Source organism: Kitasatospora sp. NPDC101176 (genome assembly GCF_044768035.1).
Taxonomy (GTDB): domain Bacteria; phylum Actinomycetota; class Actinomycetes; order Streptomycetales; family Streptomycetaceae; genus Kitasatospora.
This window is the reverse complement of the sequence record NZ_JBIWPA010000019.1, coordinates 130,776-147,860: the sequence shown is the minus strand read 5'-3', so window position 1 is coordinate 147,860 and position 17,085 is coordinate 130,776. Positions and strand designations below refer to the sequence as shown.

The following is a 17,085-nucleotide window of genomic DNA, read 5'->3' as shown; positions in this document are numbered from 1 at the left end:
CCTGCCCGTGCTCATTCCGGTACTCCCGTGGTGACCCGGTCGAGTTGTGGCAGCCGGCCCAGCTTTCCGGCGTGCCAGGGTTCCTGGTTGTCGCTGGGCCAGGCCCGGAAGGGCCGGCCGAGTTCGCGGCAGAGGTACTGGGCGGCGTACCGGCCGCTGGTCGCGGCGCGGATCAGGCCGCCGAGGCCGGCCCACTGCCCGGCCATGGAGAAGCCGCGCAGTCCGGGCAGCCGCATGCGGTCCCGGTTGACCAGCCGGTTGGCGGCGTCCTCGGCCTCGGAGAAGGCCTGCCAGGCGAGGATGCTGCCGCGGGTGTTGCCGGTGAAGCGTTCGGTGGTGACGGGCGAGGCGACGTCGACGAGTTCGATCCGGCGGCCCAGCCCGGGGTACGTCCGGTCGAGGAACTCCCGGACGAAGGAGGCGACTTCCTGCTTTCGGGCCCGGTAGGCGCGGCGGTCGCGCACGCGCAGCTCCTTCCAGCTGCGGTGGTCGCTGAAGTAGGTGCAGTGCAGCACGGACCGGCCGGCGGGCGCGAAGCCCTCCGCGTAGGCGGAGCGCAGCTGGACGACCAGGCTGTGCTGGAGCGAGCCGGGCAGCCGGGCGCCCTGCTCGGGGCCCAGCAGGTAGGTGGTGCTGTGCGGTTCTCCCTCCGGCAGCCCGCCGCGGACGCCGACGAAGGCGGAGACCACCGCCGGGTAGAGGTTGCCGGGCCGGTCGATCAGTTCGCCGTACAGCCGGTCGGTGGTGGGACTGGACCAGCGGCCGTCCAGCAGCCGGTCGAGGACGGTCGGGCCGTCGCAGGCGGCGACGACGTGGTCGGCGTAGTGCTCGGTGCCGTCCCGGAGCCGGACGCCGACGGCTCGGCCGCCCTCGACGAGGATCCGGTCGACCCGGCAGCGGTAGCCGATCACCCCGCCGAGCGAGGTGTAGCGCTCCTCGACGGAGCGGGCCAGGCCGAGCGAACCGCCCTGCGGGAACCCGGCGTTGCCGTTGTGCGCGGCGGCCAGGGTGTACAGGTAGGGCAGCAGCGGGAAGCCGGCCGGTTCCTGGAGGAACACGTTGGGCAGGGCCCGGCGCAGCAGTGGGTCCTGGAAGCGGTCGGCGAAGCCGCGCATCGGGGTGGTGGCGGTGCGCCAGAACAGCCGGAAGGCCGGCAGCACGGCGCGCAGGGTCCGCAGCCGTTCGGCCGGCCCGCGCAGCGGCGGCGGGGTGAGCTCCCAGGGCAGGTCGAGCGCGGCGAAGCGGCGCAGGTCCCGGCAGAAGGAGCGGATCGGCCGGGCGTCGCCGGGGGCCAGGGCCAGCAGGTGGTGTTCGAGCCGGTCGGGGTCGGCGAAGAAGGTGACGGCCCGGCCGTGTTCGTCGACGACGCGGTTGAAGACGTCGAAGCGGGTGACGGTCTTGCCGTCGAGGGCTCCGAGTTCCCGCCAGACCTGGTGGGCGCCGGTGCCCTCGGCGGTGCCGATGAGCCAGTCGATGCAGTAGTCGAACAGGTAGCCGTGCCGGGACCACGCGGTGCAGCAGCCGCCGGGCAGCACGTGCTTCTCGAAGATCCGGGTCTCCAGGCCGCTCATCTGGGCGTAGCAGCCGGTGGCGAGGCCGCCGATGCCGGCGCCGATCACGATGACCCGGGGCGGGCCGCCGTCGGCGCGCCGTCGGTCGGACCAGTCCGGTCCGCGGTCAGGGGCGGTCATCGGCGGCGCCTCCGGCCAGGATGGCGCCCGCCAGTTCGGCGTTGCGGGCGGCGTACTCGGCGTCCAGCATCTCGGCGTGGCTGCCGTGCCCGGCGTGCACGGTGGTGCCGGAGGTGGAGGAGCCCTGCCACGAGCCGGGTTCGCCGCCGGTGTGCAGGGCGAGCCGGTCGCGTTCGCAGACCACGTGCAGGTGCGCGTCGACGGTGTCCAGGTTGGGGGTCCGGCTGCAGAACTCCAGGTAGTCGCGGGCCTGTTCGAGGGTCTCCCGGGCGACGATCCGGGAGCCGGTGTGGCGGTGCAGGTGCTCGTGCAGCTCGCGTTCGAAGGCGGCCACGTGGTCCTCGCCGAGGGTGAAGGGTTCGGGGATCCGGTAGGAGTCCACCATCAGGACGGACCGGACGGTCCGGCCGCGGCGTTCGAGCTCGGCGGCGACCTCGAAGGCGAGGTTGCCGCCGAGCGAGTAGCCGAGCAGGACGTACGGGCCGGCCGGGTGCAGGGCCTCGGCCAGGTCGGCGTAGCGGGCGGTCTTGTCGTCGCCGGTGAGGTAGTTGAAGGCGGCGAGGCGGTGGCCGGGCAGGTGGCCGGCGAGCTGACGGTAGACCAGTCCGTGGCCGCCTGCGGGCGGGAAGCAGAGGACCGTGCGGTCCTCGGGTGCCTGCGGGTTGAACCACAGGTGGGGCTGGCCGCCTTCGAGTTCGCCGGTGATGATCTGTTCCAGGGTGCGGGCCATGCCGTGCAGCGTGGTGACCTTGAAGAGCTGGCCGACCGGGATGCCGACGTTGAACTCGGTCTGCAGGTGGTGGATCAGTTCGATCAGCCGGATGGAGCTGCCGCCGAGTTCGAAGAAGTCGTGCTGGAGGCCGACTTCGTCGAGCCCGAGCAGCGCCTTCCAGTGTTCGGCGGTGCGGATCTCGTACAGGGTGACCGGCGGTTCGTCCCGGGCGGCGCCGGTGTCGACCACCGGTTCGGGCAGGGCGGCGAGGTCGACCTTGCCGTTGGGGGTGAGCGGCAAGGCGGGCAGTTCGGTGAGGTGGGCGGGGATCATCACGGTGGGGAGGTGTTCGGCGAGGTGGCGGCGGAGTTCCCGGCGGTCCAGCTCGACCCCTTCGGCCGGGACGAGGTAGGCGGACAGCACGCTTTCCCCCGCGCCGTCCTGACGGACCGTCACACAGGCCTGGGCGAGCTCGGGGCGGGCGGTGAGGTGGGCCTCGATCTCGCCGATCTCGATCCGGTGGCCGCGCACCTTGACCTGGTTGTCGATCCGCCCGAGCAGGTGCGCGGTGCCGTGCGCGTCCCAGTGGCCGAGGTCGCCGGTGCGGTAGAGCCGGGTGGACGTGCCGTCGAGGTCCAGGGCGGTGAACCGCCGGGCGGTCTGCCCGGGGTCGTTGGGGTAGCCGGCCGCCACCCCGGCGCCGCCGACCCACAGTTCGCCGGCCACGCCGGGCGGCACCGGTTCGCCGTAGCGGTCGAGGATGTAGAGCTCGCTGTTGGGGAACGGCCGGCCGATCGGCACCATCCGGCCGGGTTCGAGGCCCTCGGCCGTGCCCTCGTAGTAGCTGGTGTCGATGGTGGCCTCGGTCAGGCCGTAGGAGTTGACGAGCCGGGTGTCCGGCCCGCACAGGGCGCGCAGCCGCCGGTGTTCCGCGGCCTTCCAGGAGTCCGAGCCGACGACAAGCAGGCGCAGGAAGTCCAGCCGCAGGCCCTCGCGCTCGCAGTGGGCCAGCAGGGCGCGGGCGACGGCGGGCACGAACTCGGCGCAGTCGACGGCCTCCTCGCGCATCGTGCGGTGCAGCCGGGCGGTGTCGAAGAGCAGGTCGCGGTCGACCAGGACGAGGGCGCCGCCGGTGCTCAGTGCCCGGGCGAGGTCGCCGGAGAACACGTCGAAGGCCGTCCCGGCCATCTGGAGGTGGACCCGGGCCTCGGTGTCCAGCCGGTACTCGGCGCGCCAGCCCGCGGTGACCGCGGCGAGGTTGCGGTGGTCGACCCGGACGGCCTTCGGGCGGCCGGTGGAGCCGGAGGTGTGGATGACGTAGGCGGCCCGGTCCGGGTCGGCAGCGGGCAGCGGCGGGCCCTCCGCCGCGGGCCGGTCGAGTTCCTCCAGGGTGACCGGCCGGGCGGGCAGGTCGGCGCCGGGCGGGCGCCGCTCGTCGACGACGACCAGGACGGCTCCGGTGTCGGCCACCTGGTGGGCGAGCCGGTCGGCCGGGTGTCCGGGGTCGAGCGGCAGGTAGGCGGCGCCGGCCCGCCAGACCGCGAGCAGCACGGTGATCAGCTCGGGCGACTTGTCCAGGCAGACGGCGACCACCGAGCCCTCGACGACCCCGAGTTCGCGTAGCCGCAGGGCCGCCCGGTGCGCCCTGCGGTCGAGTTCGCCGTAGCCCAGCCGCCGGGTGCCGGACGGCCCGGGGGCGGCGACGGCGAGCGCCTCGGGGTGCTCGGCGGCGGCCTTGGCGATCAGCTCGGGCACCGGGGTGTCGTGCTCCAGGCGCCGGCCGGCGCCGCTGAACCCGTCGAGGATGCGCCGGCGTTCGGTGTCCTCGAGCATCCGCAGCCGGCCGACGGGGCGGTCGTCGCCGGCCCGGGTCATGGCGTCCAGCAGGGTGCGGTAGTGCGCGGCGAGCCGCTGGACGGTGGCGGCGTCGAAGAGGTCGGAGTTGTACTTGAACACGCAGTGGAAGCTGTGGTCCGCGCGGTCCTCGTAGGCGGACAGGGTCAGGTCGAACTGCCCTTCCTCCTCGGGGAGTTCGATATACTCCAGGCGGTACCCGAAGCGCTCCACCGCGACTTTGTGGGTGAGCAGGATGAACATCGCCTGGAACACCGCGGAGCGGCTGGGGTCGTGCTGCAGCCCGAGCTGCTCGACCAGCAGCGGGAAGGGGTACTCCTGGTTGTCCAGCCCGCCGAGCACGCTCCGCCGCACCCGGGCGAGCAGCTCGGCCACCCCGGGCTCCCCGGCCAGGCTGACGTGCAGCGGCAGCGGGTTGACGAAGTAGCCGTAGACGGAGCCGAACTCCTCCTGGGTGCGCCCGGTGACGGGGCTGCCGACCACGACGTCGGACTGGCCCGACCAGCGGTGCAGCAGCAGGTAGTAGGCGCTGAGCAGCACCATGAACGGGGTCGCGTGGTGGGCCCGGGCCAGGTCGTGGACGCGGGCGGTGAGCTCGGCGTCGAGCCGGAAGAACTCCGAGGCGCCGTTGTGGGTCTGCACCGCGGGCCGGGGCCGGTCGGTGGGCAGGGCGAGCACCGGCACCGGGGACGGCAGGTGGCCGCGCCAGTAGTCGAGCATCCGCTGCGCCTCGGGACCGGCCAGGAAGCGGTTCTGGTGGTTGAGGAAGTCGAGGTAGCGGGCGGCGACCGGGGGCAGTTCGGGGGTGCGTCCGCGGCGCAGCGCCTCGTAGACCTCGAACAGCTCCTCGATGAAGGTGAAGGTGGAGATCGCGTCGGAGACGATGTGGTGGACGGCCTTCATCAGCACCCAGCGCTCCGGGCCGCGCCGGAACAGCCGCAGCCGCACCAGCGCGTCCTCCGCGAGGTCGTACGGCCGGCGGTACTCGGCGACGATCAGTGCGTGGACCTCCTCCCAGGGTCGGCCCTCGACGTCGAACAGCCCGGTGTCGGCGACGGCCTCGGGGCGGATCCGCTGGACGGGGCGGCCCTGCTCGGCGGTGACGGCGGCCCGGAGCCCGGGGTGCCGGTCGACGAGGGTGCGGAAGGCGGCGAAGACCAGCTCCGGGTCGAGCTCGGCGTGCACCTCGACGGCCCCGCCGATGTTGTAGGCGTAGCCGTCCGGGTGGAGCTGGCGCAGGAACCAGAGCGCCTGCTGGTTGTGGGTGAGCGGGTAGCGGGACTCGTCGGTGTGCAGCTCGACCTCGGCGTGCTCCGGGCCGCCCCCGGCGGCGAGCTGCTCGGCCAGTCCCTCGCCGAGCAGCTCGACCAGGTCGCCGACGGTGCCGTTGCTGAGCAGCGCCACCACGGGCAGGGCGACGCCGAGTTCACCGTGCACCCGGGCGCGCAGCTCCATCGCGAGCAGCGAGTCCAGGCCGTGCGCGCCGAGCCTGGTGTCCTGGTCGATCCGTTCGGCGCCGATCCGCAGCACGCCGGCGGCGGCGGCCGTGAACCGCTCGGCCAGCAGCTGCCGGCGGGCGGGCGGGTCGGCGGAGCGGTAGGCGTCCAGGAAGCCGTCCGTTCCGGCCGGGGCCCGCTCGGCGGCGCTCGCCGCGAGCTCGGCGACCAGCGGCGGCGGCGCCGGGTACCAGGCGAGGAAGGTCGGCCAGTCGACGACGGTGGCCACCAGCAGCTGGGCGCGGTCCTGGCCGAGGACCCGCTCCAGCACGGCGGCGCCGGCCTCCGGCGGGAGCGAGCTCATGCCGCGGGCGTCCCGGTAGTGGGCGACGAGGCCGAGTTCCTCGATCATGCCGGTGGCCCACGGGCCCCAGTCGAGGCTGAGCGCGGGCAGGCCGGCGGCCCGGCGGTGGTGGGCGAGGGCGTCCAGGAAGGCGTTGCCGGCGGCGTAGTTGGTCTGCCCGGCGGTGGTGAGCAGCGCGGCGACGGAGGAGAACAGCACGAAGTGGTCGAGCGGTTCGTCGCGCAGCAGCCGGTGCAGCAGGTGCCCGCCGACCACCTTCGGGCGGTAGCCGGCGTCGAAGGCCGGCCGGTCCATCTGCGGGACGAGCACGTCCCTGACCTGACCGGCGAGGTGGAAGACGCCGCGCACGGGCGGCAGCCCGCGCTCTCGGTGGTCGGCCAGCCAGTCGGCGAGGGCGGTCCCGTCGGTGACGTCGACGGGGGCGAGCAGGGGTTCGGCGCCGAGCGCCTCCAGCTCGCGCAGGAAGGCGATCCGCCGGCCGGCCGGGCTGTCCGGGTCGGTGTGCCGCCACTGCCGCCGGTCGGGCAACGCGGTGCGGCCGAGCAGCACCAGCCGGCGGGCGCCGCGGCGCACCAGGGTGCGGCAGAGCAGCCGGCCGAGCGCCCCGAAGGCGCCGGTGACGAGGTGGCAGCCGTCCGCCCGGAGCACCGGGGGCAGCGGGCGGGTGAGGCCCTCGGCCGGGCGCAGCCGGCAGGTGCGGCGGCGGCCGGCCCGCAGGGCGATCTCCTGCTCGTCCCGGGCGCCGAGTTCGTCGAGCAGCGCCTCGGCCTGGTCGGCCTGGTCCGCGCCGGGGTCGAGGTCGATCAGGGTGCCGCGCTGGGCGGTGAGCTCCTGCTGCCAGAGCACCCGGCCGACGCCCCAGGCGGGGGCGGCGAGCGGTTCGGCCCGTTCGCCGGGGGCGGTGGCCTGGGCGCCCCGGGTGACGACGTGCAGCCGGGCGTCGGGGCGGGCGGCGGGCAGCGCCCGGGCGAGGGCGATCAGCGAGTACGCGCCGAGGGTGGCGAGGCCGTCCAGCTGCCCGGTCTCCGCGGCGTCCAGCGCGGGCTGGTCGAGGTTCCACAGGTGGACGACGGTGCGGTAGCCGGGGTCGAGCCCTTCGAGCAGCCGGGTGAGGTCCTCGGTGGAGTCCGGGCGGACGGTCGACTCGGTGTCGCCGCGCTGGTGGGCGGCGCCGGGCCGGACGAGGTGGCAGCGGGAGCCGCGTTCGGCGGCGAGCGCGGCGAGCCGCTCGGCGAGGCCGCCGGCGTCGGCGAACAGCAGCAGGTCGCCGGGGTGTTCGGGGTCGGCGGCGGGGGCGTCCAGCCAGACGGGTTCGGTGAGCCAGCCGTCGATGGTGGCGAGGCCGACCGATCCCGGGGCCCGGGCGACGTCGGCGGCCCGGAAGCCGGTGATCCGGCCGAGCGGGGTGCCGTCCTCGGCGTAGAGGGCGAGGTCGCCGACGACGTCCCGGCCGTCGTCGCGGGTGACGGTGGCGTGCGCCCAGAGCGGGCGGTCGCCGAACGCGTCGAGGCGGACCTCCTCGATGGCGACGGGCAGGCGTACGCCGCCGCCGTCGGGCGCGGCCGTCCGGGCGGCGAGCAGGGTCTGGAAGCAGGCGTCGAGCAGCACCGGGTGCGCGTGGTGCTCACCCGCCGCGGGCCCGAGCCCATCGGGCGGGCCGATCCGGGCCAGGGCCTCGCCCGGGCCGACCCAGACCTCCTGGACGGCCCGGAAGGCGGGCCCGTAGTCGTAGCCGCGGGCGGCCAGCAGCCGGTAGCAGTCCGGGCCGTCGAGCCGGCTGGTCCGGGCCAGGACCGCTTCGGCGTCCAGCACCGGGCCGTGGGCGAGGCGCTGGCCGGTGCGGACCCGGCCGCTCGCGTGCACCGCGGGCTCGCCGCCGGCGGGGGTGGAGGTGACGGTGAAGCGGGCGTCCTCCGGGGCGTAGCCGAACTGGACGGGGGTGGGCTCGGCCTCGGAGAGGAACAGGGCCCGGTTCAGCTCGACCTCGGCGAGCACCACCTCGGTGCCGCCGGTCAGGGCGCGGACGGCCTGCGCCGCCATCTCCAGGTACCCCGCGGCGGGGAAGACCACCCGGCCCTCGATCCGGTGGTCGGCCAGGTAGGGCAGGTGCTCGGGGTCGAGCGCGGTGGTCCAGGTGGGCTGGGCGTTCGCGGTGCGGCGGCCGAGCAGCGGGTGGTCGACCTCGCCGAGGCGGACCTTCCGGACGGCGTCCGGCTCGACCCAGTACCGGTCGCGCCGCCAGGGGTAGGCGGGCAGCGGCACCGGGCGGCCGGCCGGGTGCAGCGCGTCCCAGGCCGGTTCGACGCCCAGGGTGTGCAGTTCGGCGAGGGTGCGGGTGACGCACGCGTCCTCGTCCGCGCGGCGCCGGAGGGAGGCCAGGGTGTGCGCGCCGTCGACGCACTCGCGGATCGCGTGGCCGAGCACCGGGTGCGGGCCGACCTCCAGGAAGAGGCCGATCCCGTCCCCGGCCATCCGCTCGACGGCGGCACGGAAGCGCACCGGGTTGCGGACGTTGTGCCACCAGTACCCGGCGTCCAGCTCCGGGCCGCGGGCGAGGCCGTCGCGGGCGGTGAGGTAGAGCGGCAGCCGGGCCTCGCCGGGCGCGAGCGCGGCCAGCGCGGCGGTCAGCTCCTCCCGGATCGGCTCCATCCGCACGCTGTGGTACGGGACCTCGACGTCCAGGAGGCGGGCGAAGACGTCCTCCGCGCGCAGCTCTTCGGCGAGTTCGCGCAGCGCGTCGGTGTCGCCGGCGAGGGTCACGGCGGAGGGGCTGTTGACGGCCGCGAGCGAGACCCGGGTGCGGTGCGGGCGGATCCGTCGCTGCGCCTGGTCCTCCGGCAGGCCGACGGCGAGCATGGTGCCGGTGCCGGCCAGCCGCTGCTGCAGCCGGCTGCGGGCCAGCACCACCCGCACGGCGTCGGCGAGGTCGTAGACGCCGGCCTCGTGGAAGGCGGCGACCTCGCCGGTGCTGTGCCCGACGACGGCGTCGGGGTGCAGCCCGCGGCTGCGCCAGAGCGCGGAGAGACCCAGCTGGACGGCGAGGTTGGCGGGCTGGGCGAGCCAGGTCTCGGCCATCCGGGAGTCGGCCTCGTCGCGTTCCAGTTCCGCCAGGAGCGACCAGCCGGCCTGTTCCCGGATCTCCCGGTCGCAGGCCCGGACGGCCTCCCGGTAGGCCGGCTCGCTCGCGTACAGGCCGCGGCCCATGCCCCACCACTGGGGGCCCATGCCGGTGAACACCCAGGCGAGCCGGCGCTGTTCGCGCGCTCTGGCGCGGCCCCGGGCGACCTGCGGGTGGGCCTCGCCGCGTTCGCAGGCGGCCAGTGCCGCGTCCAGGTCCTGCCGGGTGGCGTAGCCGACCGCGAGCCGTTCGGGCAGGTGCTGGCGGCGGTGGGCGAGGGTGTGGCCGAGGTCGGCGAGCGACACCCCGGCGGCGAGCTCCCGCCGTACGCCGGCGGCGAGTTCGGGCAGCGCGGCGGCGTCCCTGGCGCTGAGCGGCAGCACCGTGCGGGCGGGGTGCGGCACGGGCGCGGCGGGCGCGGGCCGGGGCGGCTCCTCCAGCAGGACGTGCGCGTTGGTCCCCCCGAAGCCGAAGGAGTTGACGCCGGCCCGGGCCGGTCCGTCGTGCTCGGGCCAGTCGACGGCGGTGGTCGGGACGTCGAAGGGGAGCGCGGCCAGGTCGATGCCCGGGTTGGGGCGTTCCAGGTTGAGGTGCGGCGGGATCCGCCGGTGTTCGAGGGCGAGGGCGGTCTTGATCAGTCCGGCGACCCCGGCCGCGGCCTCGGTGTGCCCGATGTTGGTCTTCACCGAGCCCACGTAGCAGCGGGCGCCGGGGCGGCGGCCGACGCCGAGCACCCGGCCCAGGGCGGCCGCCTCGATCGGGTCGCCGACCGGGGTCGAGGTGCCGTGCGCCTCGACGTACTGCAGGCTGCCGGGGAGCACGCCCGCCTCCGCGCAGACCCGTTCGATCAGGGCGACCTGGGCGTCCGCGCTGGGGACGGTGATGCCGTTGGTGCGACCGTCCTGGTTGACGCCGCTGCCGAGGACGACGGCGTGCACCGGGTCACCGTCGCGCCGCGCGTCCGCGAGTCGTTTGAGGACGACCACGCCGACGCCCTCGGCGCGGACGTAGCCGTCGGCGGAGGCGTCGAAGGCGCGCGAGCGGCCGTCCCGGGAGAGAAAGCCGCCCTTCGTCTCGGCGATCGTGTACTGCGGCGCCATGTGCAGCAACACGCCTCCGGCCAGGGCGAGTTCGGTCTCGCCACGGAGCAGGCCCTGGCAGGCGAGGTGGACGGCGACCAGGGAGGAGCTGCAGGCGGTGTCGATCGAGACGCTGGGCCCGCGGAAGTCGAGGCAGTGCGAGATCCGGTTGGACACCATCGTCATCATGGTGCCGGTGGCGGTGTGCGCGGCTAGGGTGCCGAAGTCCAGGTCGGCGAACTGGAGGATCTTGTAGTCCAGGGTGAAGGCGCCCATGTAGACGCCGACGTCGCGGCCGGCCAGGTCGCCGGGGCGCAGGCCGCCGTCCTCCAGGGCCTCCCAGCTGACCTCCAGGAGCTTGCGCTGCTGCGGGTCCATGTGGGCGGCCTCGCGCGGACTGATCCCGAAGAAGTCCGGGTCGAAGGTGTCGAAGCCGTCGACGTAGCCGCCGCGGCCGCCGGTCAGCCGCCCGGGTTTGGACCTGTCCCGGCTGCCCAGGGTGGCGGTGTCGTAGCGGTCGGCGGGTGTCGCGGTGAGGCAGTCCCGGCCCTCGACGAGGTTGCGCCAGTAGGCCCGGTGGTCGTTGGCGTGTCCGGGCAGGCGGCAGCCGATGCCGGTGATCGCGATCCGGTCGCGGGGCACGGCGAGGGGCGAGGTGGTCATGGTCCAATCCGGGGGTGAGGGCGTGGCGGCGCGGACACGGGCGGAGGAGGCGGCCTCGCGGGCCGGGTCAGACGGTCGGTTCGGTGGGGTTCACCCGGCGCCAGGGGTGCAGCAGGGTGGCGCCCAGCTCGCCGGTGGCCGGGAAGGCGGCCGGGTCGGCGAGACCGACGGCGGTGGGCACCCGGCCCGGGCGCCAGGTGAAACTGCCGAACACGTGGTCCCACAGCGAGAGGTCGGAGGCGAAGTGCCCGGCCTCGCCGAGCTCGGTGCTGTGGTGCAGGCGGTGGAGTTCGGGGCCCGCGAGCAGGTGGCCGAGCGGGCCGAGGCGGACGTCGATGTTGGCGTGGACGAAATACCCCTGGGCGATGATGAATATTCCGACCACGAACACAGATTCCGCGGAGAATCCGATCAGCGCCAGCGAGAGTTGGACCACGGACTGCGCGACGAACACGTCGAGGAAATGGTTCACCCCGTTGTTCGCGACGTTCACCTTGTCCGGCACGTGGTGCACGCCGTGCAGCCGCCAGAGCCAGCGGTTGCGGTGGGACCACCGGTGGACCAGGTAGTCGCCGAGCGAGCCGACCAGCAGCGCCAGCGGGATCTCCGCCGCGAACGGGAGCGCCGGGCGGGCCGGCCCGAGCAGCTCCACCAGCGCGGTGACCAGCCCCTGGGCGAGCCCGCCGCCGACCATGCTCAGCGCGAAGTAGGCTGCGTACCAGCCGAGTTCACGCCGGCTCGGGTGCCAGTCGGCCCGGTACGGGATGACCCGTTCCAGCACCGCCAGGTACCCGATGACGCCGACCAGCACGAGCGGGGACACCCGGTCGGGTTCCCAGTGGAAGTGCAGCGTGGCGACGGCCGTGCACAGCACCCCCAGGAGCAGAAGCGGATGAGCGAGCCGGCGTGCGATGGCGGACAGCACGCGCCCCCTTGGTTCTTCGCGGACTAACGACTGGAATCGTCAGAGACTCTAGCGGGAGCCGCCAGCAGGGTCAGTCATTCGACGTGCTAACGCCATGAATGACCCGATCGGCGGAAGATCCGTGCACAGAGTTGACATCGCTCCGGCGTGAAGGGGGCGCATTCCCCGGCAGGTGACGGAGATTCCGGAGCGCGGCGCGGGTCAGGGGCGCCCGGAGGCGAGGGGAGTGAACGCCTCCAGCCGCCAGGAGGCGCCGGGGCGGTGCGCCGCCAGCCGGTCGCGCAGCCCCCGCAGCTCGTGGCCGACCAGGGCCGGGAGGGCCTCGATCGGGGCGGCCTCCAGCGCCGGACCGAGCAGCGCCACGGCCGTCTGCGGGTCGTGCGCGCAGGCGTGGCAGTCCGCCATCCGGACCGTGAACAGCAGGCGGCTGGACGGCAGCTGGTCCGGCCCGAGCAGGCCGAGCGCGGTCTCGGCGGCGGCCAGTGCGCGCCGGGCCAGCCGGGGATCGTCCACCACCGCGGCGAGGTCGCGCAGGGCGGCCGAGGCTGCGGCCTCCACCCGCAGCCGCATCGAGGCGATGGAGAGCCAGGGCGCGTCGTCCTCGTCCCGGTCGCCGATGTGGTCCAGGTGCAGCCGCGCACGGCCGATGGCCCGGACGGTGTCCCGGACCTCGCCCGCGAGGGCGTGCGCGCGGGCCTGGCCGATCTGGCCCATCGCCCCCGACCAGTGCCGGCCGGGGGCGGCCCGGCCGATCTCCCGGGCGTAGCCGAGGGCGCTGGCCGGATCGCCGTCGAGCCGGGCGAGGGTGCTCATGTCGCTGAGCGCGGCGACCTGGGTGGCCTGGTCCCCGGCGAGTTCGGCCCAGCCCAGCGCCCGGTCGAAGCAGGCCATCGCGGTCGCGTTGCGGCCGTCCTGCATCCGCAACGCGCCTGCGGCGTGGGCGTGTTCGGCGGCCAGCCGGGCCAGTGGGCCACGCTGCGCGGGGGGCGCCGCGGCGAGCCGGGCGAGCACCGCGCGCAGGGTGCGCTCGACGGCGGCCGCCAGGCCCGGCAGACCGCCGGCCTCCCCGGAGCGCAGGTGGGCGGCGAGCAGCCCGGTCAGGGCGTGCGCGGTGTCGGCGTCCAGCGGCGGCGCGACGGTGGACGGAGTGGCACAGAACTCCGCGTGCAGGGCGGCGAGTTCGACGGGCTCGGGGACGGCACAGCCGTCCGCCCCGTGCAGCGGGCAGAGCAGACCGTAGTCCGGCAGCCGCGGCGGCGGGCCGATCGGCGCCGGCCAGCGCGCCGGACCGGCGGGTCCGGTGCCGGTGGCGGGCAGCGGGGGGCGCAGCAGTCCGGGGGCGAGCGGCGCGGGCACGGCCAGTTCGGCGGTCTCGGCGCGCAGACAGGCGGCGCGCAGCTCACCGCCCGCGCCGAGGAGTTCGTCGATCCGGTCGGCGATCCGGGGGGTGACCCGGCGGGAGCCGTGCTCGATCTTGCTGACGGCGGTGTGGTCGTAGCCGATGTGGGCGCCGAGCTGGGCCTGAGTGAGGCCGGTCCGGCGCCGCCAGTGGCGCATCCGGGCACCGAACTCGCGCCAGGCGCCCGGGTCCTGGACGGTGGCCGGGGAGCCGGCCGACGGGCTCGGGAGGGCCGGCGGCGGGGGTGCGGACGGGGGTGCGGACGCCCGAGCCGCGGCCACGCGGTTCCGATGCACGGCTGCCTCCCCAGGTCGCGTCCCCCGGCCCTGCACTCGCCTTCCGACGAGGAGGACGGTACTCGATGGCACCCGTTCCGTACATGACGTGGTCTCAACCACTGCGGGAAAACCGCAGCTTGACGGAATTTGCCAACCCTATTCACCGCTTGCACCAGCCATTGACCCGAGCATGACGCCATGTGAGGGTTCCGGCACCCGAGCGCGGACGGCCCGCACGGCCGTCCCCCCAGAAACGGCCCTGCGGTGCGCCACCAGCCATTGCCGTCCGCGGTCGAGGACCCCCACATGCGAGGAGCCTCGATGCAACGCAGAGTTTCCACAGGACGGTTGCTGACCACGGCGACCACCCTGACCGTGCTGGCCGGAATGATCGCCGCCACGGCCGGGCCGGCCACCGCCGCGCCCACCCCCTCCCCCGCACCCCCGAGCGCCCTGGCCGCCGCCGTGAACGCCGCCGACGCGGCCGCCGCGGCCGGCCTCGACGCCCTCGCCAAGGGCCCGGACGAGACCTACGAGCGCCGCTCCGTCACCCCCTGGCTCGGCGGCCTGTACTCCGTCGCGTACGAGCGCAGCTACCGCGGTCTGCCCGTCGTCGGCGGCGACGCCGTGGTGCTCGCCGACGGCCAGGGCAAGGTCCGCGGCCTCCAGTCTGCGGCCTCCGGCCCGGTCGGCGGCTCGGTCACCCCGCAGGTCAGCGCGGCGAAGGCGGAGAAGACCGCCCGCACCAGGCTGGCCGCTGTGGACAAGGTCGACTCCCGCCGCCTGGTCGTCCGGGTCAAGGACGGCTCCGGCGGTCGGCTCGCCTGGGAGGCCGTGCTGACCGGCCGCACCGAGAGCGCCCCGAGCCGGCTGCACGTCTTCGTCGACGCCGCGAGCGGTGAGGTGATCGACTCCTACGACGACGTCCGCGCCGGCACCGTGAACAGCAAGTGGAACGGCCCCTCCCCGGTCACCATCAGCACCACCGGCTCGGGCGGCTCCTACTCGCTGCGCGACCCGAACCGGCCCGGCCTGACCTGCTCCGACTACAGCACCGGCCAGGTCTTCAGCAAGTCCTCCGACTCCTGGGGCACCGGCAACCCCACCAGCAAGGAGACCGGCTGCGGCGACGCGATGTTCGCGGCCCAGAAGGAATGGGACATGCTCCGCGACTGGCTCGGTCGCAACGGGCACGACGGCAACGGCGGCAGCTGGCCGGTCAAGGTCGGCCTGAACGACGTCAACGCCTACTGGGACGGCAGCTCCATATCGATCGGCCACAGCCAGGCCAACGAGTGGATCGCCGCCATCGACGTGGTCGGGCACGAGTTCGGCCACGGCATCGACCAGTACACCCCGGGCGGCGCCAACAACGAGAACGGCCTCGGCGAGGGCACCGGCGACATCTTCGGCGCGCTCACCGAGGCGTACGCCAACGAGCCCTCCCCGTACGACAACCCGGACTACACCGTCGGCGAGATGATCAACCTCGTCGGCAACGGGCCGATCCGGAACATGTACAACCCCTCGCTGGTGAGCAACAACCCCAACTGCTACTCCTCCTCCATCCCGAGCACCGAGGTGCACGCGGCGGCCGGCCCGCTCAACCACTGGTTCTACCTGCTCGCCGAGGGCTCCAACCCGGGTGGCGGCAAGCCCACCAGCCCCACCTGCAACAACTCCTCCGTCACCGGCGTCGGCATCAAGGACGCCGGCCGGATCTTCTACGGCGGCATGCTGCTCAAGACCAGCGGCATGACCTACAAGCGCTACCGCACCGCCACCCTGACCGCGGCCAAGAACCTGGACCCGTCCTGCACGACCTTCAACCGGGCCAAGGCCGCCTGGGACGCCGTCAGCGTTCCCGCCCAGAGCGGTGACCCGACCTGCACGCCGTCCGGCAACAACGACTTCTCGCTCGCGCTCGGGCCGGCCTCCGGCTCGGTCCAGCCCGGCTCGTCGGCCACCTCGACGATCAGCACCGCCGTCACCTCCGGCACCGCGCAGACCGTCAACCTGACCACCTCGGGCGCCCCCGCCGGAGTCACCGCGACGGTCAACCCCTCGTCGGTGCAGGCCGGTTCCTCCGCCACGCTGACCCTCTCGGCCTCCTCCTCGGCGGCCCCGGGCACGTACGTGATCACCGTCACCGGCACCGCCGGCGCGGCCACCCACACCGCCCAGTACACCCTGACGGTCGGCGGCGGCACCCCCGGCGGGCCCGCACCCGACATCGACGTCGCCAAGGTGCAGGCCCACCTGACCCAGCTGAACACCGTCGCCAACCAGAACGGCGGCAACCGCCGGGCCGGCACCGCCGGGCACAGCCAGTCCCTGGCCTACATCAAGGGCAAGCTGCAGGCGGCCGGTTACACCGTCACCGAGCAGACCTGCACCTCCTGCACCTACCAGTCCAACAACCTGATCGCCGACTGGCCCGGAGGCCCGACCGACCAGGTCACCATGTTCGGCGCCCACCTGGACAGCGTCTCGGCCGGCCCCGGCATCAACGACAACGGCTCCGGCTCCGCCACCCTGCTGGAGAACGCCCTCGTCCTCGCCCAGCAGAACCCCGGCCTGACCCGGCACGTCCGGTTCGCCTGGTGGACGGGTGAGGAGCAGGGCCTGCAGGGCTCGCAGTCCTACGTCGGCCAGCTGAGCTCCGCCCAGCGCTCCGCGATCAAGGCCTACTACAACTTCGACATGATCGGCTCGCCCAACGCCGGCTACTTCATCAACAACATCGGCTCCGCCGCGTCCGCCCCGATGAAGGCCTACTGGGACTCCCTCAACCTCCAGCCGGAGGAGAACGTCGAGGGCCAGGGCCGCTCGGACGACTACTCCTTCCAGCAGGCCGGCATCCCCACCTCGGGGTACGCCGCCGGCGCGAGCGACACCAAGAGCTCGGCCCAGGCGGCCAAGTGGGGCGGCACCGCGGGCCGTTCCTACGACTCCTGCTACCACCAGTCCTGCGACACCACGGGCAACGTCGACGCGACCGTCCTCAACCGCAGCGCCGACGGCGTCGCCTACACCATCTGGAAGACCTCCGTCGGCGGCACCACGCCGACCAACGACTTCTCCCTCGCGGTGAACCCGTCCGGCGCCACCGTCACCCCCGGCGGCAGCGCCACCGCGACCGTCTCCACCGCCACCACCTCCGGCTCGGCGCAGACGGTCAACCTGACCGCCGCGGGCGCCCCGGCGGGCGTCACGGTCTCCTTCAACCCGTCCTCCGTGCAGTCCGGCGGCTCCGCGACGCTCACCGTCTCCACCGCCTCCTCCACCGCGGCCGGCACCTACACCATCACCGTCACCGGCACCGGATCGGCCACCCACACCAGCACCTTCTCGCTGGTCGTCGGCACCGACCCGGGCAACCCGGGCGGCACCTGGAAGGCCGGCACCACCTACCAGGCGGGCGACGTCGTGACCTACAACGGGATCAGCTACCGCTGCATCCAGGGCCACACCGCCCAGGTCGGCTGGGAGCCGCCGATCGTCCCCGCCCTGTGGCAGCAGCTGTGACCCGCGCGGTCCGCAGCTGACGCCACCACCGACGCTGC

Annotated in this window: 5 protein-coding genes; 1 reads left to right on the top strand and 4 read right to left on the bottom strand. The window is 74.4% G+C overall.

The genetic code is table 11. The annotated features are described in order from the left end of the window. Positions 1 to 11: 11 nt before the first annotated feature. The 4 genes from ACIRS1_RS24655 to ACIRS1_RS24640 form a co-directional block, all read right to left on the bottom strand. Positions 12 to 1,691 (bottom strand): phytoene desaturase family protein, encoded by a 1,680-nt coding sequence (locus ACIRS1_RS24655; RefSeq protein WP_402843403.1) that lies wholly within the window; start codon positions 1,689 to 1,691, stop codon positions 12 to 14. Beyond that, on the bottom strand, positions 1,678 to 10,917 hold the full coding sequence (locus ACIRS1_RS24650) for an amino acid adenylation domain-containing protein (RefSeq protein ID WP_402843401.1): 9,240 nt from the start codon (positions 10,915 to 10,917) through the stop codon (positions 1,678 to 1,680). Before ACIRS1_RS24650 ends, ACIRS1_RS24655 begins: the two co-directional genes overlap by 14 nt. Positions 10,918 to 10,984: 67 nt before the next feature. Then, entirely contained in the window at positions 10,985 to 11,842 is an 858-nt protein-coding gene (locus ACIRS1_RS24645; RefSeq protein ID WP_360208493.1) for a sterol desaturase family protein, read from the bottom strand. Between the two features lie 201 nt (positions 11,843 to 12,043). After that, positions 12,044 to 13,537: a helix-turn-helix domain-containing protein gene (locus ACIRS1_RS24640; RefSeq protein ID WP_402843398.1), complete on the bottom strand. Its 1,494-nt coding sequence runs from the start codon at positions 13,535 to 13,537 to the stop codon at positions 12,044 to 12,046. 303 nt (positions 13,538 to 13,840) lie between these two features. Between ACIRS1_RS24640 and ACIRS1_RS24635 the strand changes: the two genes are divergently transcribed. Continuing rightward, on the top strand, positions 13,841 to 17,047 hold the full coding sequence (locus tag ACIRS1_RS24635; protein WP_402843395.1) for a M28 family peptidase: 3,207 nt from the start codon (positions 13,841 to 13,843) through the stop codon (positions 17,045 to 17,047). The last annotated feature ends 38 nt before the right edge of the window (positions 17,048 to 17,085 follow it).

What these genes read in the sequence shown, in the direction of transcription:
- ACIRS1_RS24655 (WP_402843403.1), bottom strand. Translation starts at nt 1,691, where the DNA reads ATGACCGCCCCTGACCGCGGACCGGACTGGTCCGACCGACGGCGCGCC.
- ACIRS1_RS24650 (WP_402843401.1), bottom strand. Translation starts at nt 10,917, where the DNA reads ATGACCACCTCGCCCCTCGCCGTGCCCCGCGACCGGATCGCGATCACC.
- ACIRS1_RS24635 (WP_402843395.1), top strand. Translation starts at nt 13,841, where the DNA reads ATGCAACGCAGAGTTTCCACAGGACGGTTGCTGACCACGGCGACCACC.